The organism is Pseudomonas sp. MPFS, assembly GCF_022537035.1.
GTDB classification, from domain to species: domain Bacteria; phylum Pseudomonadota; class Gammaproteobacteria; order Pseudomonadales; family Pseudomonadaceae; genus Aquipseudomonas; species Aquipseudomonas sessilinigenes.
The window spans coordinates 4,448,091-4,466,917 of the sequence record NZ_CP066123.1 but is presented as its reverse complement, the minus strand read 5'-3'; the positions used below and the strand labels follow the sequence as shown (position 1 = coordinate 4,466,917).

The window sequence follows — 18,827 nt, the reverse complement described above, 5'->3', positions numbered from 1 at the left end:
CAGCGATTGCATTGGCAACACAAACGGCTGCTATCCTGCGCCCCTTTTCCCCACCGCAAGGATCGCAGGCATGACCCAGCCCATTGGCAGTAGTCCGCAAACAAGGGCTGGCCAACAGAGTTACCTGCAACACTTCCTTTTGCGCCTGGCCCCAGTATTCTTGCTTGGCTTCGGGCTCTTCACCCCAACTGCCCAAGCCAACCCCACCACCACCTACCGCGGCACCCTCGGCGACACCCCGGTTGAACTGGCCCTGACCTACGACTCGCAATACGGCGGCGGTATGTCCGGCTATTGGTTTTCCGAGTCCGAGCGCCTGCCCATGGCGTTGGAATCCACGCCTTTCCACCCCGGCTCTGCGCTGTTGATCAACATCATGGACAACCCGACCCTGCCGGCGACGGCGGTGTCGTTGCAGCCGTTCGCCGAGGGGGCGGAGGCGCTGCAGGGCAGTCTGGTGGATTTGCGCACGGGCACGCAGCAGCCGTTGCAGTTGCAGCGGGTGACGCGCTTTGGCGGCAGTCAGCGGGAGGCGTTTGAGGGGGAGTTGCTGCAGCCGGTGTTCGATCGGGACTTCTATTTCAGTGTGCATGCCGCGCGCAAGGCCGGGGAGGAGGTGGCGCTGGTGGACAGTATTCGGGTGATCAGTCGTAACACCGGAAAGCAAGTGCAGGACATTCGCGGGCAGTGGTGCCTGTCGCCGGTGGGCACCCAAACCCTGACCTTTGGCCATTTCCAGGCCGAGGCGCGGATGGATTTCCGGGCCCAAAGCTATCGCCTGACGGAGGCGGATGGCCGGCAGTGGTGCGCGCCCACTCAGTACTACCTGTTTTACCGCGAGAGCCGGGGATATCTGCGCCACCCGCAGATGGAGCAGTTCGCGGCGGACGGCGATCTGCGCTTTTCTCCCAGTGGCCAGATGGAGTTCAGCAAGCAGGACTTTATCGATTACGACAAGCGCACTCGGCGTTGGGATTTTTACCGGGTGATCAGCCCTGAGCGTTTGCAATACCTGTCGTCTGGCGAGGAGCGTTTCTGATGCGCGGATTGGATTTTTTCCGGGGCCTGGCTGCTCTGTTGTTGGCGCTGTGGCTGCTGCCGGCCCAGGCGTCCCATGGGGTGTACGAGGGCACGGTGGGCAAGCAGGCGATTGTCTTGACCCTGGGCAACCAGAATGCGGTCTACCAGGGCACCTATGCCTATCAGCGCTATCGCACGCCGATCCGTCTCAAGCCGACCTTCAGCTACAGCAACAAGGTGCTGGCCATGGATGAGCTGGACGAGCAGGGCCTGCCGGTGGCGCGCCTGCAGTTCAATGACCTGATGAACTCCCGCCAGCAGGAGCAGGTGCGCGGCACCTGGACCAGTTATCGCACGGGCAAGTCCTTGCCCATTGCCCTGAAACTGGTGGGCCTGGTGGATTCGGATCGTTCCTGGCCACAGCCGGTCACCACGCTGTTGCAGCGTGCTTCCACCAAACGCTGGTATTTTCAGGTGCCGATGCAGGGCAGTGATCGGCGGATCACGACGGTGGAGGTGATGGACAAGAGCACCGGCAAACTGCTCGTGAGCCTGGCGATCGCGGCACCGGGTTGTCCGAATCAAGGGGTGGATACCTTGCAGTTGCAGGGTGAGGGTGAGCAACTGCAGGTTGTTTTCAAGGGCTGCAAGTTCCCGGGGTTTCGCTGGAACGAGGGCGGTGGCAGCTTTGCGCCGTTGCCTTGAGGCCCGTTCGCTTGCGCCCTTTGGGGACGTGGCGGCCAGTGGATTAGATGAGCCTGGAAGCTGTGGAGCCTCGTATGGATGACAAGCAATCCCCTGTGCTGATTCAGGTGGACAGGGTCGATGATTTTCGCGAGAAAACCGGGGTCGTGTGGTACTACGCCAATATCCATCAGAGCCTCGATGACGATGCGGACGAGACGCTGTTGAACGGGTGGCTGGACTGATTCAAGTGGTCCGCGATGGTGTTGCTCTCGGGTGTGGTGGGGCAGCGTAGGTAGATAGTTTCGATATTTGTGCCGGCGAGGGCGGTCTTGAGGACGCCTTCGCCGGCAAGCCATCTCCTGCAGGGGGCGGCGTCAGGCCGTTTGTAGCCGTGCCGCCTTGCGCATGTGGTTGACCATCAAGCCCAGGGCTCCTCCGATCAGCAGGATCGCCGCCATGAAGTACATCGCAGCCTGGGTATTGCCGGTCACCTGGGTCAGCCAGCCCACCACGATGGTGCTGAAGAACCCCGCCACGTTGCCCAGGGTGTTGATCAACGCCACGCCCGCCGCGGCTGCGGCGCCGCCCACTACGGCGGTGGGCAAGCCCCAGAACACCGGTAGGCTGCTGATCATGGCAGCAGTGCCGATGATCAGGCCGAACATGGCCAATACCAGGTTGTCACCAAAGAAAGTGCCAAACGCCACACCTAGCGCTCCAATCCCCGCGCAGACCGCCAGGTGCCAGCGATATTCGCCGTGGCGGTCCGAGCTGCGTCCCACCAGCACCATGGTCACCGCTGCGGCGGCGTAGGGCAGGGCGGTGAGCATGCCGATGGCCCAGGGCTGCTGCACGCCGCTGTTGCGGATGATGGTGGGCAGCCAGAAGCTGATGACGTACTGGCCCAGCACCAGGCAGAAGTACACCGCGCCCAGCAGCCAGATCTGTGGGTTGAGCAGGCCGTCGCGCAGGCGGTGGCTTTGTTTGTGGGCGGCTTCGCGGTCGATGGCGGCTTGCATGCCGTGGCGTTCTTGCGGGGTGAGCCAGTGGGCGTCGGCGATGCGGTCGCGCAGGAGGAAGAACACCGCGGCGCCAAGGGCCACGGCGGGCAGGCCTTCGATGACGAATAGCCATTGCCAGCCGGCGTAGCCGGACACACCGTTGAGGTGTTGCAGGATCAGGCCCGAGATCAATGAGCCGAACAGGCTGGAAATTGGCAGGGCCATGATGAACAGGGCGGTCATCACCCCTCGGCGCTGGCTGGGGAACCAGGTGGTGAGGTAGAAGATGATGCCGGGGAAGAAGCCGGCTTCGGCAATGCCGATCAGCAGCCGCAACACGTAGAAGGTCAGCGGCGTCTGGATGAACATCATCGCCGCCGATAACAGGCCCCAGGTGACCATGATCCGCGCGATCCAGCGCCGCGCGCCGAAGCGGTGCAGGGCGACGTTGCTGGGGATCTCGAACAGCAGGTAGCCGACGAAGAAGATCCCGGCACCCAGGCCGTACACCGCTTCGCTGAACTTCAGGTCGTCGAGCATCTGCAACTTGGCGAAGCCGACGTTGACCCGGTCCAGGTAGGCCACCAGGTAACACAGGATCAGCAGCGGGATGATGCGCCAGGCGGTCTTGCGGTAGGCCGAGTGCAGGGCCGCGTCGTCGAGAGCCGCAGGCGGCGGGGAAGGTCGGTTCATGGCTAGCCTCTTTATTCTTGTTGTCGAAGCAATGGATGAAACAGCGGTTCAGGCCTCGGGCAGCAGGCGGGTGGCGGGCCATTCGCCGGAGCGGCTCATGTCGCGTACCACCTGGGCGATCAGGTTGGCGATGGCACTGCGCAGGTTGCTGCCGGGCAGGGCTTCGCAGACGCAGATGCCCAGGGTGCGAAAGACTTCCCGGGGCTCAATGGCGTGGGCCACCAGCCGGCCTTCGGCGACTTCGCGCAGGGCCAGGTTCAGCGGCATGATGCTGGGGCCGATGCCGGCCTCCACGGCGCTCTTGAGGATGTGCACCGAGTTGACTTCCATGGCCACCTGGGCCGGTGGCAAGTGCAAGCGCTCCAGGGCCTGGTCGACGCAGGCCCGGGTGCTGTGGCTGTGGGCGCGGCTGGGAAACACCAGCGGCCGGGCCACGGCTTCGGCCAGGGTCACCTCGCCCGGTGGCGGGGCGTGACGGTCGTCGGCACGGTGGATCAGGTAGAAGTCTTCTTCCAGCAGCGGGCTGAAGCTGACTTGTGGCGGCAGGCCGATGGGCGTGAACAGGGCGATGTCGACCCGGCCCCGCACCAGCTGGTCCACCAGGTTGCCGGTGAGTTCTTCATTGAGGTGCAGCTCGACCTTGGGGTAGGTGCGGGCCACGGCCTGGATCAGCGGCAGGGCCACGGTGCTGGCCACGCTCTGGGGCAGGGCGACGACGATGGAACCGGTCAACGCGCCGGGTTCGCTGCTGAGTGCGGCGCGGGCGTCCTGCAGGTGCTTGAGCAGGCCCTGGGCGTATTCGTAGAACAGTTTGCCGGCGTCGTTGACGCGGATGCCGCTGTTGCTGCGATGGAACAACTGGGCGCCGAGGTCGGCTTCCAGGGCCGACATCTGCTTGCTCAGGGCCGATTGCGCCACGTGTACCTCCCGGGCTGCGCGGGACAGGCTGCCGGCATCGACCACGGCGACGAAGTATTTCAGCTGGCGGATTTCCATGGGGGCTCCTTGGCGGGGGCAGCCTTAGTCGGTGGCCGGGCCGCGGGGGAAGATCTTGCCCGGGTTCATCAGTTGCCGCGGGTCGAGGGCGGCCTTGATCGCCGCCATCGCGTCCACCGCGTTCTGCCCGTGCTCCAGGCTCATATAGGCCTGCTTGGTCAGGCCGATGCCGTGCTCGCCGGTGCAGGAACCCTGCAGGGCGATGGCCCGTTCCGCCAGGCGCTGGGCCACGCCGTCGGCGCGTTGCACTTCCTCGGGGTCGTCGGGGTCGACCAGGATCACCGCATGGAAATTGCCGTCGCCCACATGGCCGAAGATCGGCGCCAGCAGGCCTTGTTGTTGCAGGTCGGCGGAGGTGGCTTCGATGCATTCGGCCAGGCGCGAGATCGGCACCACCGCGTCGGTGGTCAGGGCGCGGCAGCCGGGGCGCAGGGCCACGGCGGCGAAGTAACCATCGTGCCGTGCCTGCCACAGGCGGCTGCGGTCTTCCGGGTGCACCGCCCAGTCGAAATCCTGGCCGCCATGTTCGTCGGCCAGCAGGCGGATGGTCTCCACCTGCTCCTTGACCGAGGACTCGGAGCCGTGCAGCTCGAAGAACAGTGACGGCGCTTCGTTCAACCGGGTTTTGCTGTAGGCGTTCAGGGCGCGCACGGTGAGGGCGTCGATCAGTTCGATACGGGCAATCGGCACTCCCAGCTGGATGGCCTGGATCACCGTTTGCACCGCTTGATCGACGCTGGGGAAATTGCACACCGCAGCAGAAATTGCCTCGGGGATCGGGTGCAACCTCACCGTCAGCTCGGCCACCGTGGCCAGGGTGCCGCCGGAGCCCACCAGCAGATGGGTAAGGTCGTAGCCCGAGGAGGATTTGCGCGCCCGGCCGCCGGTGTGCAGCACGCGACCATCGGCCAGCACCGCGGTCAGGGCCAGGACATTTTCGCGCATGGTGCCGTAGCGCACGGCGTTGGTGCCCGAGGCCCGGGTCGCCGCCATGCCACCCAGAGAGGCGTCGGCGCCGGGGTCGATGGGGAAGAACAGGCCGGTGCCGTGCAGCGCGGCATTGAGCTGCTTGCGGGTTACCCCAGGTTGCACGGTGACGTCCATGTCGTCGACGCGGATCTCCAGGATCTGGTTCATCGCCGATACATCGATGCACACCCCACCGTGGACCGCATGCAACCAGCCTTCCAGGGAGCTGCCGCTGCCGTAGGGAATGATCGGCACCCGATGGCGATGGCAGGCCTGCTGCACAGCGATGATTTCGTCGAGGTGATGGACGAAGGCCACCCCTTGCGGCGGCAGCGGATTGAGGGCGGAGATGTCCCGGCCGTGATGCTCGCGAACACTGGCGGCGGTGCTGAAGCGTTGGCCCAGCAGAACGGTCAGTTCATTCACCAAGTCGGCGGGCAGGGGCTGGAGTGGGGTGTTATCGGGGGCAGGGGGCAGCATCGGGCAATCTCCGGTTTATTGTTCGCACCGCTGGCTGGGCCAGGATGGGGGGAGTTGCCCATATCCTAACTGCATGAACGTGGTGCCGGTCGTACAGATTGGAGATGGCCTTATCGCGAGGGCAGATGGCGGCCAAGGCTTCGTGTAGGCGCAGGCTGCGTACGCCTCGGGACGAGGCGCAGGGCCGGTAAATCGTGTCGCCTGGGTTTGCGGGCGCTGCGCGCCCGGTCGCAGCCTCGCGGGCTCGGTAGCGGCTACAGGTGTTTTGTGTGGCCGCTGGCGCAGGCTTTGGGACGAGGCGCGGGGTCAGAAGTTGATCGAGGCGCTCAGGCGGGCGGTCAGCGGTGCGCCCTGGAACAGGTAGTCGTCGCCCAGGTATTCGCCGACGTCGCGCCAGTAGCGCTTGTCGAACAGGTTGTCCACGGTCAGGCGGAACACCGTGTCGTAACCATCGATGCGGGTGCTGTAGCGGCTGCCGATGTTGAAGATCGCGTAACTGCCGGCGCTGACGTTGCCCGTGCGGTCGGCGTACTTGCTGGCGCTGTATTGCATTCCGCCCAGCAGGGCCAGGCCGTCGAGCCAGGGCAGGGCGTAGTCGCCCTGGAGGCTGGCTCGCAGGTGTGGCACGTTGAGGGCCTGGTGGCCTTCGTAGGCCGGGGTGCCGGTGCCTTCGACCCGCGCGCGAATCGCCGCGACGCTGGCGGCGACCTGCAGGCGCTGGGTGGCCCAGCCGTTGGCCGAGAGCTCCAGGCCGGTGTTCTTTTGCTGGCCTTGCTGGATGTAGGTGAACTGGCCATTGCCGTCCGGGCGTGCGTACTGGTAGGCCTGGCGCATCTGGAACAACGCGGCGGTGAAGCTCATGCGCTGCCAGTCGTACTTGATCCCGGTCTCGATCTGCCGTGACACGGTGGGGGCCAGGATTTCGAATTTATTAGTGGTAATGAACCAGGGGGCCTGCCCGCCCAGGGACAGGCCCTTGCCGTACTGGGTGTAGAGCGACAGGTTGGCCATCGGCTTGTAGATCAGCGCCGCCTGGGGCAGGAACATATAGCGCTGGGTGTGGCGATCCGTGCCACTCAGAGTGTTGGAGGCCTTTTCATCCAGGCGTACTTCTCTACCACCCAGGACGGTTTGCCATTGCTCGTTGAAACTGATGCGATCACTGAGGAAGAGCCCGTACTGGCGGCTGTCCAGGCGTCGATGTGAGTCACCGAGCGGGCCGTCGTAGCGAGAGAAATCAGCCGGTTCGCTATCGATATTGCCATCGCCGATGGGGTGCATCACCTGATCGCGATTGTTCACTACCCGCCTGAACGCACTGGTGCCCAGACTCAGCTCATGGCCCAGTCCTCCTGCATCGAAGCGACCACTGAGCACTGCCTGCACTTCGTCGTTGCGTCGGGTGTCGTCGGGGCTGCGGAAATCGTAGATGTCGTAGTTGCCCTCAGGGCTGAAGTAGTTGCCATTGTCATTGATGCAGCCGGTGGTGCAGCCACCCCACGCAAACGAGCTGTAGTCATCGATCACCACCCGGCTACGCGAGGCGCTCAGGTTGCCCTTCCAGTCATCGTTGAAGCGGTACTCGAAGTTGCCGCTGATGTTCAGCGATTCGTTGGTCACCGGTTTCGAGCCGCTCTGGTGGGCCAGCAGCTTCTTCGGCGAGGCGTGGTGCGGCAGGGCCGTGCCGCCCAGCAACTGGTAGCCGGGGGCCGAGCGCTGCTCCTTGTTCTGGTATTCGATGTCCAGTTGCAGCAGGGCGTTGGGGCTGATGTTCCAGTCGAAAGCCAGGGAGGCGAAATCCCGTTGGCCATTGGCGTGTTCGACATAGGAGTGCAGGTCCTCGTGGGCCAGGTTGGCCCGCAGGCCGAACTGCTGCTCGCTGCCGAACCAGCCGCCGACATCGGTGGCCAGGTAGCCGCTACCGCGATCATCGGTGGAGACGGTGACCGAGCGAATATCCGTGGGCCGCTTGGTCACGTAGTTGATCAGCCCGCCGGGCTCGCTGACCCCGCTCTGCAAGCCGGACAGGCCCTTGAGCACCTCGACCCGCTGCTTGTTTTCCAGGGCCACGTTCTGCTCGCCGGTGATGGTCCGGCCATTGATCTTGTAGCTGCTGGCGGCATTCAGCGAGAAGCCACGCACCTCGAAATTCTCGTAGTAGCCCACGGGGGCGTAGCTCTGGCCCACCGAGGCATCGTTGCGCAGGACTTCACTGAGCAGGCGGGCTTGTTGGTCCTTGATCATGTCCTCGTTGATCACGCTGATGGAGGCCGGGGTATCCAGCAGCGGTGCCTCGTCGAAGCTGGCCACCGAGGCGCTGTCGCTGCGGTAGCCGTAATCCTGGCGGGCGCTCACGGTCTGGGTCGGCAACTCGGTAGCGGCGCTGGCAGCGCCCGCAGTGCCAGCCAGCAGCAGGCCCAGGGCCAGGCGATTGAAGGTCGGCCCGGCAGTGCGTTCTGGCGCAAGGGCTAAGGGGCGGATCAGGGTCATGGACATTCCTTGGGCACGCGCCTGTCCGGTGGCGATACCAGGGCAGTTCCAGGGACCGGCATGCGTGGGGTGCAGACAGGGGCGACAACGGGGTATCGGGCCCGCGCAGGGCGGCACTCGACAGGTGATTTTAGGCAGGCGCCATCATACAAGCTGCGGCGCCGGGGTAAAGGCGGGAGAGCATCAGGAGGCCGGTTTGACGTCAGGTATCGGCCAGGGGCGGCCTGGCGTCATGGTTCATGCCGGTCCTTTTGCAGGGATTCGAGGCGCTTTTCCAGGAACTCGATCCTGTGCAGCAGCAGGGTCACCAGTTGTTCATCGATGTTGCGGATATCGTCGTTGACCAGCGATTTTTCCAGGCGATCGATCAATTCGTGATTCATGCTGCGGTTCTGCTGTTTGGCCATGCGCTTGAGTTGCGTATGCAGTTCGTGGGGAAGGCGAACGATGAACTTCTGTACGGGGGTGCGCATACCAGGCTTCCAGGCGATGGAAAAAGCGCATGATAAAAAAGCACCTGGATGGAGGGATTCAGGAAGATTCTGAAAAACAGCAGGATTGTGCTGGAAGGGCTGTAAGGCGTTTTCTGCACTCCGCCGATGATACCGACCAGGTGTGCCCGAGCCGCCCTTGGGCAGAACGGACCTTGGCAGGTCCGTTCCGGTCGCTGGCCTATTGCTGCGCTCAGCGACGATCCAGCCATACCGTCTGGGCGTTGCAGAATTCGCGCACGCCGAAGTGCGAGAGTTCACGACCGAAGCCGCTTTTCTTCACGCCGCCGAAGGTGACCCGAGGGTCGCTGGCGCTGTAGCCGTTGATGAACACGCCGCCGGTTTCCAACTCGTCGGTCATCTGCCGGGCGCGTTCCAGGTCGGCGGTGAAGAGGCTCGCGGTCAGGCCGAAGTCGCTGTCGTTGGCCAGTTCCAGGGCGTGCCGGGCGTCACGGGCGGTGATGATCGAGGCCACCGGGCCGAACAGCTCCTCTTTGAACGAGGTCATCTGGTCGGTAACGTCGGCCAGCACCGTGGGCAGGTAATAGTTACCGGCGCCCGCTTGCTTGTCACCCCCCAGCAGCAGGGTGGCACCTTCGGCCAGGGTCGCCTGGACCTGCTGGTGCAATTCATCGCGCAGGTCGAAGCGGGCCATGGGGCCGATATAGGTGTCGTTGGCCAATGGGTCGCCCATCACCAGGGCGCGGGTGGCTTCGACGAAACGGCGGGTGAATTCCTCCACCACGCCTTGCTCGACGATCAGGCGCTTGGCAGCGGCGCAGACCTGCCCGGTGTTCTGGTAGCGACCGACTACCGCCGCCTTGACCGCTTCGTCCAGGTCGGCGTCGTCGAGCACGATCAAGGGGTCGGAACCGCCCAGTTCCAACACGCATTTCTTCAGCGCGGCGCCGGCCTGGGCACCGATGGCGATGCCGGCGCGCACGCTGCCGGTCAGGGTCACGGCGGCGATACGGCGATCGGCGATGGCCCGGGATACGCCGTCCGGGGTGACGTTGATCAGCTCGAAGACGCCTTCAGCAAAGCCGGCCTGGTGCATGGCCTCCAGCAACAGGTGGGCACTGCCCATGACGTTTGGCGCGTGCTTGAGCACGTAGGTGTTGCCCGCCAGCAGCGTCGGTACGGCGCCACGCAGCACCTGCCAGATCGGGAAGTTCCATGGCATCACTGCCAGGATTGGCCCCAGCGGCCGGTACTCGATACGTGCTTTGTCGTTCTCCACCAGGGTCGCTTCCGGGGCGAGCATGGCCGGGCCGTGCTCGGCGTACCACAGGCACAACTGGGCGCATTTCTCGATTTCGCCCCGGGCCTGGGGCACCGGCTTGCCCATTTCCCGGGTGATCATGCGGGCCAGGGCCTCGCTGTTGTCGCGCAGGACCTGGGCCAGGGCAACCAGGCGCCCGGCACGCTCGCTGATGTCCTGGCGCTTCCATTGAGCGAAGCTGCGGCTGGCGCGCTCCAGGGCGGCATCCAGCTCGGATTCGGACTGGTAAGGGTAGGCGCCGATCTGCTCGCCGGTGGCGGGGTTGATCGACAGGGCGTGGGTATGGCTGGAAACAGAGGTCATGGCACCGTCCTGCAAGGTGGGAATGGCGGCAGGTTACGGGGCTGATTGTTTTCTGAAAACTGAATAATATTGAGCAAGTCGTTCACGATTGGAGAATGAAATGGACCTGGTCCAGCTGGAGATTTTCAAGGCCGTTGCCGAGCAGGGCAGCATCAGCGCTGCGGCGCAGTTGATCCATCGGGTGCCGTCGAACCTGACCACGCGCATCAAGCAGCTGGAGCAGGATTTGGGCGTGGAGCTGTTCATCCGCGAAAAGAGCCGGATGCGCCTGTCGCCCGCCGGCTGGAACTTCCTCGACTATGCCCGGCGCATCCTCGACCTGGTGGCCGAGGCGCGCCTGACCGTGGCCGGCGAAGAGCCCCAGGGCCCTTTTGCCCTGGGCTCCCTGGAGAGCACGGCAGCGGTGCGCATCCCGGCCCTGCTGGCGGCCTATAACCAGCAATACGCCAAGGTCGAACTGGACCTGTCCACCGGTCCTTCGGGGACCATGATCGAAGGGGTCTTGTCCGGCCGATTGGTGGCCGCGTTCGTCGATGGCCCGGTGCGCCATCCGACCCTGGAAGGGCTGCCGGTTTTCGAGGAGGAAATGGTCCTGATCGCGCCCCTGGGCCATGCGCCCATCACCCGGGCGCAGGAGGTCAACGGTGAAAGCATCTACGCCTTTCGCGCCAACTGCTCCTATCGTCATCACTTCGAAAACTGGTTCACCCAGGACTCTGCGGTGCCGGGCAAGATCCACGAGATGGAGTCCTACCACGGCATGCTGGCGTGCGTCAGTGCCGGTGCCGGGTTGGCGCTGATGCCCCGCAGCATGCTGGAAAGCATGCCCGGCTGCGCCACGGTGAGTGTCTGGCCGTTGTCCCCGCGCTTTCGTTTCCTGCGCACCTGGCTGGTCTGGCGGCGCGGCACCGTGTCCCAGAGCTTGAGCAGTTTTGTGAAGTTGCTGGAGGAACGGGGAGCCGTGCTGGCTGAGGAATGAATGGGCCTGTCCGGCCATCGCTCGATGGCTGCGTCGGTGCGATTTGTGTAGGCTCTCGGCCTTTTGCCTCGCACCTGGAGATGAGTCATGACCGATCAGCTTTGCCTTGTGTTCGTGCCAGCGTTGGTGGCGGTGCTGCTGAATGCCGAGACCACCAAGGGCATGCCCCTGACCGAAGCCCAAGTGCTGGAGATTCGTGATAGCGCCGCCTGTATCGCGTTGCCGGTGGAGGTAGCACTGAGCATGGAAAACGAGCGGGGCTATCGCGATCTGGTGGCCGAGGACTGCTGGGCGCAATGGCAGCAGTATCGGCGCGAAAACCAAGCCTGAGCGGCCGTCTCGGCGTGCCTGCGGTGGGTTTCGAGAGCGCCGGGCAGTGGCTGGGAGCGGTTTCTCAGCGCCTGCTCAGGGCCAGGCGAGCTGCGAATAGCACGAAGATCATGCCGGTGGTGCGATCCATCCACTGAATCACCTTTTCCCGTCGCAGCACCCCGCTCAGGGAGCGAGTGGCGCCAATCAGCAGCAGTGACCAGATCAGCCCGAGCATCACATGGATGCTCACCAGGGCGAAGGTCCAGGCCACCAGCGGCTGCCCCTGGGGAGTGAACTGCGGCAGAAAGGACACATAGAAAATCCCCACCTTGGGATTGAGCACATTGCCCAGCATGCCCTTGAGAAACCAGTTGGCACCGGGCTTGGCGTCGGTGCCTGCGGGGGCAAAGGTGCGGCGCGGGCGCAGCAGCATGTTCAGCCCCAGCCAGGCCAGGTAGGCGGCGCCGCAGTACTTGAGCAGGTTGAAGGCCAGCTCCGACACCGCAATCAAGGCGCCCAGGCCGAAGGCCACCGCCGCGCCCCACAACAGGCAGCCGGCGTTGATCCCCAACGCTGCGCGCAGCGCCTGTTGCTTGCCTTCCACGGTGGCGGTGCGCAGCACCAGGGCGGTGTCCAGGCCCGGGGTCAGGGTCAGCAGGGTGGCGGCCAGGGTGAAGGCCAGGAGGTTGTCGGCGACGGTCATGGGAGTGGACTCGGTGGTGGCTATAACGTCAGTGTGAGATTCATGGATCGACCTGGCCCATCAGCTCGCTCACCGATTCCGGGCGCTTGGCGTAGCGCTGGGCCAGGACTGCACAGACCATCAGCTGGATCTGATGGAACAGCATCAACGGCAGGATCAACACGCCCATGGTACTGCCGGCGAACAGCACCTGGGCCATGGGCACGCCGGTGGCCAGGCTCTTCTTCGAGCCGCAGAACAAGATGGTGATGCGGTCCGGCTGGTCGAAGCCCAGCAGCTTGCCCAGGAAGCTGGAGGCCAGCAATACCAGGCCCAGCAGGATACAGCAGGCCACTACCAGGCCGGCCAGGTCCCACAGCGGTATCTGCTGCCAGATGCCTTCGTTCACCGCCTCGCTGAATGCACCGTAGACCACCAGCAGGATCGAGCCCTGGTCGACGAACTTCAGCCAGTTCTTGTTGCGTCCTACCCAGGCACCGATCCAGCGCCGGGCGATCTGCCCGGCAATGAACGGCAGCAATAGTTGCACGCTGATCTTGACGATCGCGTCCAGGGTCGAGCCACTATCGCCATGCACGTTGAGCAACAGGGTCACCAGCAGTGGGGTGAGGAAGATCCCGAACAGGCTCGAGGCCGCGGCGCTGCAGATGGCCGCCGGGATATTGCCCCGGGCCAGGGAGGTGAAGGCGATCGCCGATTGCACCGTGGCCGGCAGGGCGCACAGGTAGAGCATGCCCAGGTACAAATCCTTGCCCACCAGGGGTGACAGCAACGGCTTGAGGGCCAGCCCCAGCAACGGGAACAGTACGAAGGTCAGGCCGAAAACCAGCAAGTGCAGGCGCCAGTGGCCGGCTCCGGCGATGATCGCCTCGCGCGACAGCTTGGCGCCGTGAAGAAAGAACAACAGGCCAATGGCGATGTTGGTCAGCCAACCGAAGCCCACTGCCACCTGGCCGCTGGCAGGCAGGAAGCTGGCCAGCAGAACCACGCCGATCAGGGTCAGGGTGAAGTTGTCGGGCAAAAGACGAGAGCGGGTCATGAGCGTGATCATCCGGGGGTTGCCAAGAGCGATGGGGCGACTCTAACGTGACTGCCATCTACCGACTAACGCCAACGAGCCAGTTAATGCCGCCTAAAGGACATGAAAAGATCGTACGGCGCAGTATTCCCGGTCTTCCGAGCTTGCCGCGACCGGTGTACGGGCGTACCGAATCCCTGCCCAATCGGGCCCTGACCCGGCGCCATAGCCATCCCTGGGTGCAGTTGTCCTATGCGATTGCCGGGGTGCTGGAGATCCAGACCAGCGGCGGGCGTTTCATCGCACCGCCGCAGCGGGCCGTGTGGATTCCCGCTGGAGTGCCGCACCGGGTGTTCAGTTCGCCGAGCACCGAAATGCGCAGCCTGTACCTGGATTGCAGCGTCACCACCTGGGCTGCCACCGACAGTTGCCAGGTGCTGGCGGTCAGCGACCTGCTGCGCGAGCTGATCCGTGCCTTCAGCGAGTTGCCGGTGGAGTACGTCCGGGACAGCGCCGACGGTCGCCTGGTCCAGGTGCTGCTGGATCAACTGGCCGCCGCACCGCAGCTGGACCTGATGCTGCCATTGCCCCATGACGTGCGCTTGCGCGCGATCTACCGCAGCCTGCAGGCCCATCCGGAGCAACAGACCACCCTGGGGCAGTGGGGCGAGAAGCTTGGGGTAACCGAGAAGACCCTCAGTCGATTGTTCCTCAAGGATACCGGGCTGACTTTTCGCGCCTGGCGCCAGCGCCTGCGCTTGCTGAGCGCCCTGACGCCGCTGGAGCAGGGCGAGCGGGTCACCGATGTCGCGCTGGCTTGCGGCTACGATTCGACTTCGGCCTTCATTGCTGCGTTTCGCCAGCAATTCGACACGACCCCGGGGGAGTTCTTCCGCTGACCGGGGGCCTTTGCCAGCCGAGCGTCTTGTGGTGCCGGCTGGTGTAGGATCTGCCCTCTTCAACACTGGAGCGCTTGCCGTGCAGGCTACCCGTCTGACCCTGATCTGCCATGCCCGTACCGTTGCACAGAAGCTGGCGCGTTTCCCCGTGGACGAGCCCCTGGAGCTGGATTGGCAAGCCCAGGCGCTGAGCCGGGCGGCCGAGCTCGGGCCGGGCACTCGGGTGCTGTGCGGCCCGGAGCTGCGCACCCGGCAGAGCGCCGCGTTGTTCAGTGCCGACTGCGTGGTCGAGCAGGCCTTGCGCGATTGCGCCTGTGGCGCCTGGCAGGGCCTGTCGATCGATGAGGTGCAGGCGCAGCAACCAGAGGCCTTGCAGGCCTGGCTGGCAGACCCGCAATGGGTACCGCCCGGCGGCGAGTCGGTGGCCCAGTTGTGCCAGCGCACGGCGCATTGGCTGGAGGACATGGCACAACGCCCCGGGCGCTGGCTGGCCGTAACCCATCCGCTGGTGTTGCGCGCGGTGGTGCTCACCGTCCTGCAGGCGCCCTTGTGCAGTTTCAACCTGATCGATGTCGAACCGCTGTCGCGGCTCGACCTGAGCCACGCCGGGCGCTGGCGCCTGCGCCTGGATCGCCGGTGGTGACGATTCGCCTGCCGGCATTTCCCATGATGTCCAGGCAGCCCATACTTGCCCATTGGCACTGCAGCGAGAGCTCCCTCAGATGAAAACCCTCCTGGTGATCGGCATCGGCGCCGGCAACCCTGACTACATCACGATCCAGGCGATCAAGGCACTGAACCGTTGCGATGTGGTGTTCCTGATGGACAAGGGGCCGAGCAAGGACTCGCTGATCGATCTGCGCCGCCAGTTGTGCGAGCGCTATATCACCGAGCGGCCTTATCGTTTCGTCGAGGCCCAGACCCCGGAGCGCCAGCGTGGCGATGTGGACTACCAGGCCAGTGTCCAGGCCCTCAATCGCGACAAGCAGCAGGTCTTCGAACGCCTGATCAACCAGGAACTGGCGGAGGGGCAAACCGGGGCATTCCTGGCCTGGGGCGATCCGGCGCTGTACGACAGCACCTTGCGCATCCTGCAGCAGATCCTCGCCAGCGGCGCGGCGCACTTCGAATACCAGGTCATCCCCGGGATCACCAGCGTCCAGGCCCTGGCCGCGCAGCACAAGGTGCCGTTGAACCGCATCGGCCGTTCACTGGAAATCACCACCGGACGCCGCCTGGCCGCGGGGCAGGGCGGGGATGCCGATACCCAGGTGGTGATGCTCGATGCCGAGGATTCCTATCGGCAACTGCGCAGCCAGGACCTGGACATCTATTGGGGGGCTTACCTTGGGACGGCGGATGAAATCCTCATCAGCGGCCGTCTCGACGATGTGGCCGATGAGATCCGCCGGGTCCGCCTCGAAGCCCGCCAGGCCCACGGCTGGATCATGGACACCTACCTGCTGCGCAAGCCCGAGGACTGAGCCGCAGCCTCAGGCCTATCGCGTGCGGCTCGTACCGCCTGTTGTAGCCGCTGTCGAGCTGGCGAGGCTGCGTCCGGGCGCGCAGCGGCCGTGAAACCGGACGACGGGCTCTGGCAGGCACACCGCGGATGCAGGTTTGGCGGCTCGTGCCGAGCCTGCGGCAGCGGCGACACGAGGCGAAGAGGCTCGCCCGCAAAAAAGGGCGACGTGGGGCTTCACGTTCACCGTGGAGGCAGGTTGGCTGGCGGGTGTCGACCCTGCATTCGCGGCCAGGCAGATGCATCGTTGACGGGCGGATATGCAGCGTTGCACTGGTCGGCGCACCACCCTGGGGCAGGGAAAACCGACCTGGATCAAGGCTGCGTTATTTATGTAAGTATTTGTCGCATAAACACAATTTGCATCCCGGGAGCCACTCTAGACTGCTGGCCACTTCGATTTGCCCACAATCGAATTCTGCCAACAAGAAACCTCCACCCCCTGGAGTTATAAATGAACAAGTTTGTGCTGTTCGGTGCCCTGGCACTGTCGCTGTTTTCCTTCACCGCTTCGGCCGACGAGGCCAAGCCGATCCGCATCGGTATCGAAGCCGGTTACCCACCCTTCTCGATGAAGACCCCCGACGGCAAGCTCACCGGTTTCGACGTGGACCTGGGCAACGCCCTGTGCGAGCAGATGAAAGCCAAGTGCACCTGGGTCGAGCAGGAGTTCGACGGCCTGATCCCGGCGCTGAAGGTGAAGAAGATCGACGCCATCCTGTCGTCCATGACCATCACCGACGATCGCAAGAAGAACGTCGATTTCACCATCAAGTACTACCACACCCCGGCCCGCTTCGTGATGAAGGCCGGTACCACCATCAAGGACCCGCTGACCGAGCTCAAGGGCAAGAAGGTCGGCGTGCTGCGTGCCAGTACCCACGACCGTTTCGCGACCGAAGTCCTGATGCCGGCCGGGATCGACCTGGTGCGCTACGGCTCCCAGCAGGAGGCCAACCTGGACATGGTGTCCGGTCGCGTCGACGCATTGCTGGCGGACTCGGTCAACCTCGACGACGGTTTCCTCAAGACCGACGCCGGCAAGGGCTTCGCCTTCGTCGGGCCTGAGTACAACGATCCGAAGTACTTCGGTGGCGGCGCCGGCATCGCCGTGCGCAAGGGCGACAAGGAGCTGGCGGAGAAATTCAACACCGCCATCACCGAGATCCGCGCCAACGGCAAGTACAAAGAGGTGCAGGACAAGTACTTCGATTTCGACGTCTACGGCGAATAATCCGCTGGCATGAAAAAAGGTGGCGACCGGATTCCGGTCGCCACCTTTTTTATGCGCCACTGTTTTATCCTGCGCCACGCCTTTTTTCCGGAGCCATCATGCAACGCATCGACCACTCCCTGCCCTGGGGTCACTTGGGCACGTCGCGCCAGCTCAGCGTCTTTCGCTTCGGCAGCGGCCCGCGCAAGGTGTACATCCAGGCCAGCCTGCATGCCGATGAGCTGCCCGGCATGCGCACCGCCTGGGAACTCAAGCAGCGCCTGGGCGAGCTGGAGCGTGATGGCCGTCTGCAATGCACCGTCGAGCTGGTGCCCGTGGCCAACCCCATCGGCCTCGACCAGCAGGTGCAGGGCAGTCACCTGGGGCGCTTCGAGCTGGGCAGCGGCAAGAACTTCAACCGAGCCTTCGTCGAACTCAGTGGTCCGGTGGGCGACCTGGTCGGCAAGCAACTGGGAGACGATGCCGAAGCCAACATCGTCCTGATCCGTCGCGCCATGGTCCAGGTGCTGGACGAGCTGCCCGCCCCGGCCTCGCAGCTGGAGGCCCTGCATCGCCTGTTGCTGCGCCACGCCTGCGATGCCGATATCACCCTTGATTTGCACTGTGATTTCGAAGCGGCGATCCACCTCTACGCCTTGCCCCAGCACTGGCCCCAGTGGCGCTCCCTGGCCGCGCGGCTCAAGGCCGGCGTAGCGCTGTTGTGCGAAGACTCCGGCGGCAGCTCGTTCGATGAGTCCTGCTCATCGCCCTGGCTGCGCCTGGCTCGGGACTACCCTCGGGCAGCCATTCCCCCGGCCAACCTGGCGACCACCCTGGAACTGGGCAGCATGGGCGACACCCGGGTGCCGCAGGCCCGGGCCAACTGCGAAGCCATCCTGGGCTTTCTCGCCGAACAGGGGCTGATCGATGGCGACTGGCCGACGGCGCCGCAGGACTGCTGCGAGGGCATGTCGTTCGAGGGCACCGAGTACCTGTTCGCCCCGCACCATGGCGTGGTCAGCTTCCTGCGTGAAGCCGGGGAGTGGGTCGAGCGCGGCGACGCCTTGTTCGAGGTGGTGGATCCGTTGAGCGACCAGGCCAGTATTGTCCGGGCCGGCACCAGCGGCGTGCTGTTCGCCCTGGATCGTGGGCGCTACACCCAGCCCGGGATCTGGCTGGCCAAGGTCGCCGGCCGCGACCCCATTCGCCATGGCAAGCTGGTCAACGACTGACCCGGCATTGCCCACCGCGAAGCGCCCACTGCCGATCTTGCCGTGGGCCTTTCACCCACCGGCCGGTTCTTGCGGCCCACAAGGCTTGCGCCATGTTTCGATTGTCCCTGTGCATCCGCCTGTTGTTCACCCTGTGCCTGTTGGCGGCGACCTTCAATCATCTGCGCGCGGCCTTCGCCCACGGCCTGCTCTGGGACTATGGCTACGGCAGCGATACGCCCCTGGCCAGCCGGGCCTTCTGGGGGGCGCTGACGCTGTTCGATCCGCTGGCGGTACTGCTGTTGTGGCTGCGCCCACGCTGGGGGCTGGCGCTGACCCTGGCGATCATAGTGCTGGACGTCCTGCACAACAGCGTCTATGTCGCCGCACACGACCAGTGGCTGGCGAGTTTCTACCTGTCCCAGGTGGGGTTCCTGGTGCTGGTGGTGCTGCTTGCGCCGCTGGCCTGGCGTGGGCTGGCCGACACCCGGCAGGCCAGGTTCTGGCGCTTGCATCACTGAGGCGGGCCTGGCCTGCCTGGCAAGGGATGTCCAATCC

Annotated in this window: 19 protein-coding genes; 11 read left to right on the top strand and 8 right to left on the bottom strand. The window is 64.6% G+C overall.

Annotated elements, in window-relative coordinates; all coding sequences use genetic code 11:
- Nucleotides 1-70 precede the first annotated feature (70 nt).
- The 3 genes from I9018_RS20450 to I9018_RS20440 all read left to right on the top strand — a co-directional run bounded on the left by I9018_RS20450 (nucleotide 71) and on the right by I9018_RS20440 (nucleotide 1,949).
- The gene (locus I9018_RS20450; RefSeq protein ID WP_241107362.1) at nucleotides 71-1,039 is read left to right on the top strand and encodes a hypothetical protein; all 969 of its coding nucleotides are present in this window, start codon (nucleotides 71-73) and stop codon (nucleotides 1,037-1,039) included.
- The gene (locus I9018_RS20445; protein WP_068582395.1) at nucleotides 1,039-1,725 is read left to right on the top strand and encodes a hypothetical protein; all 687 of its coding nucleotides are present in this window, start codon (nucleotides 1,039-1,041) and stop codon (nucleotides 1,723-1,725) included. Before I9018_RS20450 ends, I9018_RS20445 begins: the two co-directional genes overlap by 1 nt.
- 74 nt (nucleotides 1,726-1,799) lie before the next feature.
- Nucleotides 1,800-1,949, top strand: a complete 150-nt coding sequence (locus tag I9018_RS20440; RefSeq protein WP_241110218.1) for a hypothetical protein — start codon at nucleotides 1,800-1,802, stop codon at nucleotides 1,947-1,949.
- A gap of 132 nt (nucleotides 1,950-2,081) precedes the next feature.
- Here I9018_RS20440 and I9018_RS20435 read toward each other — a convergent pair whose 3' ends face one another.
- The 6 genes from I9018_RS20435 to I9018_RS20410 form a co-directional block, all read right to left on the bottom strand.
- Nucleotides 2,082-3,401 carry an MFS transporter gene (locus tag I9018_RS20435; protein ID WP_241107361.1) on the bottom strand — a complete coding sequence of 440 codons (1,320 nt, stop codon included), beginning with the start codon at nucleotides 3,399-3,401 and terminating at the stop codon, nucleotides 2,082-2,084.
- A 48-nt stretch (nucleotides 3,402-3,449) separates the two neighbouring features.
- The gene (locus I9018_RS20430) at nucleotides 3,450-4,397 is read right to left on the bottom strand and encodes a LysR substrate-binding domain-containing protein (protein ID WP_068582400.1); all 948 of its coding nucleotides are present in this window, start codon (nucleotides 4,395-4,397) and stop codon (nucleotides 3,450-3,452) included.
- Nucleotides 4,398-4,421: 24 nt separating this feature from the next.
- Nucleotides 4,422-5,846, bottom strand: coding sequence for an FAD-linked oxidase C-terminal domain-containing protein (locus I9018_RS20425; protein ID WP_241107360.1), 1,425 nt, complete (start codon nucleotides 5,844-5,846; stop codon nucleotides 4,422-4,424).
- A 306-nt stretch (nucleotides 5,847-6,152) separates the two neighbouring features.
- The gene (locus tag I9018_RS20420; protein ID WP_241107359.1) at nucleotides 6,153-8,336 is read right to left on the bottom strand and encodes a TonB-dependent siderophore receptor; all 2,184 of its coding nucleotides are present in this window, start codon (nucleotides 8,334-8,336) and stop codon (nucleotides 6,153-6,155) included.
- Between the two features lie 230 nt (nucleotides 8,337-8,566).
- The gene (locus I9018_RS20415; protein ID WP_068582407.1) at nucleotides 8,567-8,809 is read right to left on the bottom strand and encodes an Arc family DNA-binding protein; all 243 of its coding nucleotides are present in this window, start codon (nucleotides 8,807-8,809) and stop codon (nucleotides 8,567-8,569) included.
- A gap of 211 nt (nucleotides 8,810-9,020) precedes the next feature.
- On the bottom strand, nucleotides 9,021-10,412 hold the full coding sequence (locus I9018_RS20410) for an aldehyde dehydrogenase family protein (protein WP_241107358.1): 1,392 nt from the start codon (nucleotides 10,410-10,412) through the stop codon (nucleotides 9,021-9,023).
- A gap of 100 nt (nucleotides 10,413-10,512) precedes the next feature.
- On the opposite strand from I9018_RS20410, the gene I9018_RS20405 reads away from it, so the two are divergent.
- Nucleotides 10,513-11,391: a LysR family transcriptional regulator gene (locus I9018_RS20405; RefSeq protein ID WP_241107357.1), complete on the top strand. Its 879-nt coding sequence runs from the start codon at nucleotides 10,513-10,515 to the stop codon at nucleotides 11,389-11,391.
- A gap of 87 nt (nucleotides 11,392-11,478) precedes the next feature.
- Nucleotides 11,479-11,721 (top strand): hypothetical protein, encoded by a 243-nt coding sequence (locus I9018_RS20400; protein ID WP_241107356.1) that lies wholly within the window; start codon nucleotides 11,479-11,481, stop codon nucleotides 11,719-11,721.
- Nucleotides 11,722-11,785: 64 nt separating this feature from the next.
- On the opposite strand, the gene I9018_RS20395 is transcribed toward I9018_RS20400, so the two are convergent.
- Both I9018_RS20395 and I9018_RS20390 read right to left on the bottom strand, forming a co-directional pair.
- Nucleotides 11,786-12,406 carry a LysE family translocator gene (locus I9018_RS20395; protein WP_241107355.1) on the bottom strand — a complete coding sequence of 207 codons (621 nt, stop codon included), beginning with the start codon at nucleotides 12,404-12,406 and terminating at the stop codon, nucleotides 11,786-11,788.
- Nucleotides 12,407-12,446: 40 nt separating this feature from the next.
- On the bottom strand, nucleotides 12,447-13,445 hold the full coding sequence (locus I9018_RS20390; protein ID WP_241107354.1) for a bile acid:sodium symporter family protein: 999 nt from the start codon (nucleotides 13,443-13,445) through the stop codon (nucleotides 12,447-12,449).
- An 86-nt stretch (nucleotides 13,446-13,531) separates the two neighbouring features.
- Between I9018_RS20390 and I9018_RS20385 the strand changes: the two genes are divergently transcribed.
- The 6 genes from I9018_RS20385 to I9018_RS20360 all read left to right on the top strand — a co-directional run bounded on the left by I9018_RS20385 (nucleotide 13,532) and on the right by I9018_RS20360 (nucleotide 18,790).
- Nucleotides 13,532-14,323 carry a helix-turn-helix transcriptional regulator gene (locus tag I9018_RS20385; protein WP_241107353.1) on the top strand — a complete coding sequence of 264 codons (792 nt, stop codon included), beginning with the start codon at nucleotides 13,532-13,534 and terminating at the stop codon, nucleotides 14,321-14,323.
- Between the two features lie 79 nt (nucleotides 14,324-14,402).
- Nucleotides 14,403-14,966, top strand: a complete 564-nt coding sequence (locus tag I9018_RS20380; protein WP_241107352.1) for a histidine phosphatase family protein — start codon at nucleotides 14,403-14,405, stop codon at nucleotides 14,964-14,966.
- Between the two features lie 79 nt (nucleotides 14,967-15,045).
- A complete protein-coding gene (gene cobF, locus I9018_RS20375) occupies nucleotides 15,046-15,807 on the top strand; it encodes a precorrin-6A synthase (deacetylating) (RefSeq protein ID WP_068582437.1) in 762 nt (253 codons plus the stop codon).
- 492 nt (nucleotides 15,808-16,299) lie between these two features.
- Nucleotides 16,300-17,079, top strand: coding sequence for an ABC transporter substrate-binding protein (locus I9018_RS20370; RefSeq protein WP_068582439.1), 780 nt, complete (start codon nucleotides 16,300-16,302; stop codon nucleotides 17,077-17,079).
- Between the two features lie 98 nt (nucleotides 17,080-17,177).
- Nucleotides 17,178-18,290, top strand: coding sequence for a succinylglutamate desuccinylase/aspartoacylase family protein (locus tag I9018_RS20365; RefSeq protein ID WP_241107351.1), 1,113 nt, complete (start codon nucleotides 17,178-17,180; stop codon nucleotides 18,288-18,290).
- Between the two features lie 92 nt (nucleotides 18,291-18,382).
- Nucleotides 18,383-18,790 (top strand): hypothetical protein, encoded by a 408-nt coding sequence (locus tag I9018_RS20360; protein ID WP_241107350.1) that lies wholly within the window; start codon nucleotides 18,383-18,385, stop codon nucleotides 18,788-18,790.
- Nucleotides 18,791-18,827: the final 37 nt, after the last annotated feature.

Excerpts from the sequence above, each read along its gene's own strand:
- I9018_RS20430 (WP_068582400.1), bottom strand. The coding sequence starts at position 4,397 with ATGGAAATCCGCCAGCTGAAATACTTCGTCGCCGTGGTCGATGCCGGC.
- I9018_RS20425 (WP_241107360.1), bottom strand. The coding sequence starts at position 5,846 with ATGCTGCCCCCTGCCCCCGATAACACCCCACTCCAGCCCCTGCCCGCC.
- I9018_RS20445 (WP_068582395.1), top strand. The coding sequence starts at position 1,039 with ATGCGCGGATTGGATTTTTTCCGGGGCCTGGCTGCTCTGTTGTTGGCG.
- I9018_RS20410 (WP_241107358.1), bottom strand. The coding sequence starts at position 10,412 with ATGACCTCTGTTTCCAGCCATACCCACGCCCTGTCGATCAACCCCGCC.
- I9018_RS20395 (WP_241107355.1), bottom strand. The coding sequence starts at position 12,406 with ATGACCGTCGCCGACAACCTCCTGGCCTTCACCCTGGCCGCCACCCTG.
- I9018_RS20360 (WP_241107350.1), top strand. The coding sequence starts at position 18,383 with ATGTTTCGATTGTCCCTGTGCATCCGCCTGTTGTTCACCCTGTGCCTG.
- I9018_RS20415 (WP_068582407.1), bottom strand. The coding sequence starts at position 8,809 with ATGCGCACCCCCGTACAGAAGTTCATCGTTCGCCTTCCCCACGAACTG.
- I9018_RS20365 (WP_241107351.1), top strand. The coding sequence starts at position 17,178 with ATGCAACGCATCGACCACTCCCTGCCCTGGGGTCACTTGGGCACGTCG.
- I9018_RS20450 (WP_241107362.1), top strand. The coding sequence starts at position 71 with ATGACCCAGCCCATTGGCAGTAGTCCGCAAACAAGGGCTGGCCAACAG.
- I9018_RS20390 (WP_241107354.1), bottom strand. The coding sequence starts at position 13,445 with ATGACCCGCTCTCGTCTTTTGCCCGACAACTTCACCCTGACCCTGATC.
- I9018_RS20435 (WP_241107361.1), bottom strand. The coding sequence starts at position 3,401 with ATGAACCGACCTTCCCCGCCGCCTGCGGCTCTCGACGACGCGGCCCTG.
- I9018_RS20370 (WP_068582439.1), top strand. The coding sequence starts at position 16,300 with ATGAACAAGTTTGTGCTGTTCGGTGCCCTGGCACTGTCGCTGTTTTCC.
- I9018_RS20420 (WP_241107359.1), bottom strand. The coding sequence starts at position 8,336 with ATGACCCTGATCCGCCCCTTAGCCCTTGCGCCAGAACGCACTGCCGGG.
- I9018_RS20385 (WP_241107353.1), top strand. The coding sequence starts at position 13,532 with ATGCCGCCTAAAGGACATGAAAAGATCGTACGGCGCAGTATTCCCGGT.
- cobF (WP_068582437.1), top strand. The coding sequence starts at position 15,046 with ATGAAAACCCTCCTGGTGATCGGCATCGGCGCCGGCAACCCTGACTAC.
- I9018_RS20405 (WP_241107357.1), top strand. The coding sequence starts at position 10,513 with ATGGACCTGGTCCAGCTGGAGATTTTCAAGGCCGTTGCCGAGCAGGGC.
- I9018_RS20440 (WP_241110218.1), top strand. The coding sequence starts at position 1,800 with ATGGATGACAAGCAATCCCCTGTGCTGATTCAGGTGGACAGGGTCGAT.
- I9018_RS20400 (WP_241107356.1), top strand. The coding sequence starts at position 11,479 with ATGACCGATCAGCTTTGCCTTGTGTTCGTGCCAGCGTTGGTGGCGGTG.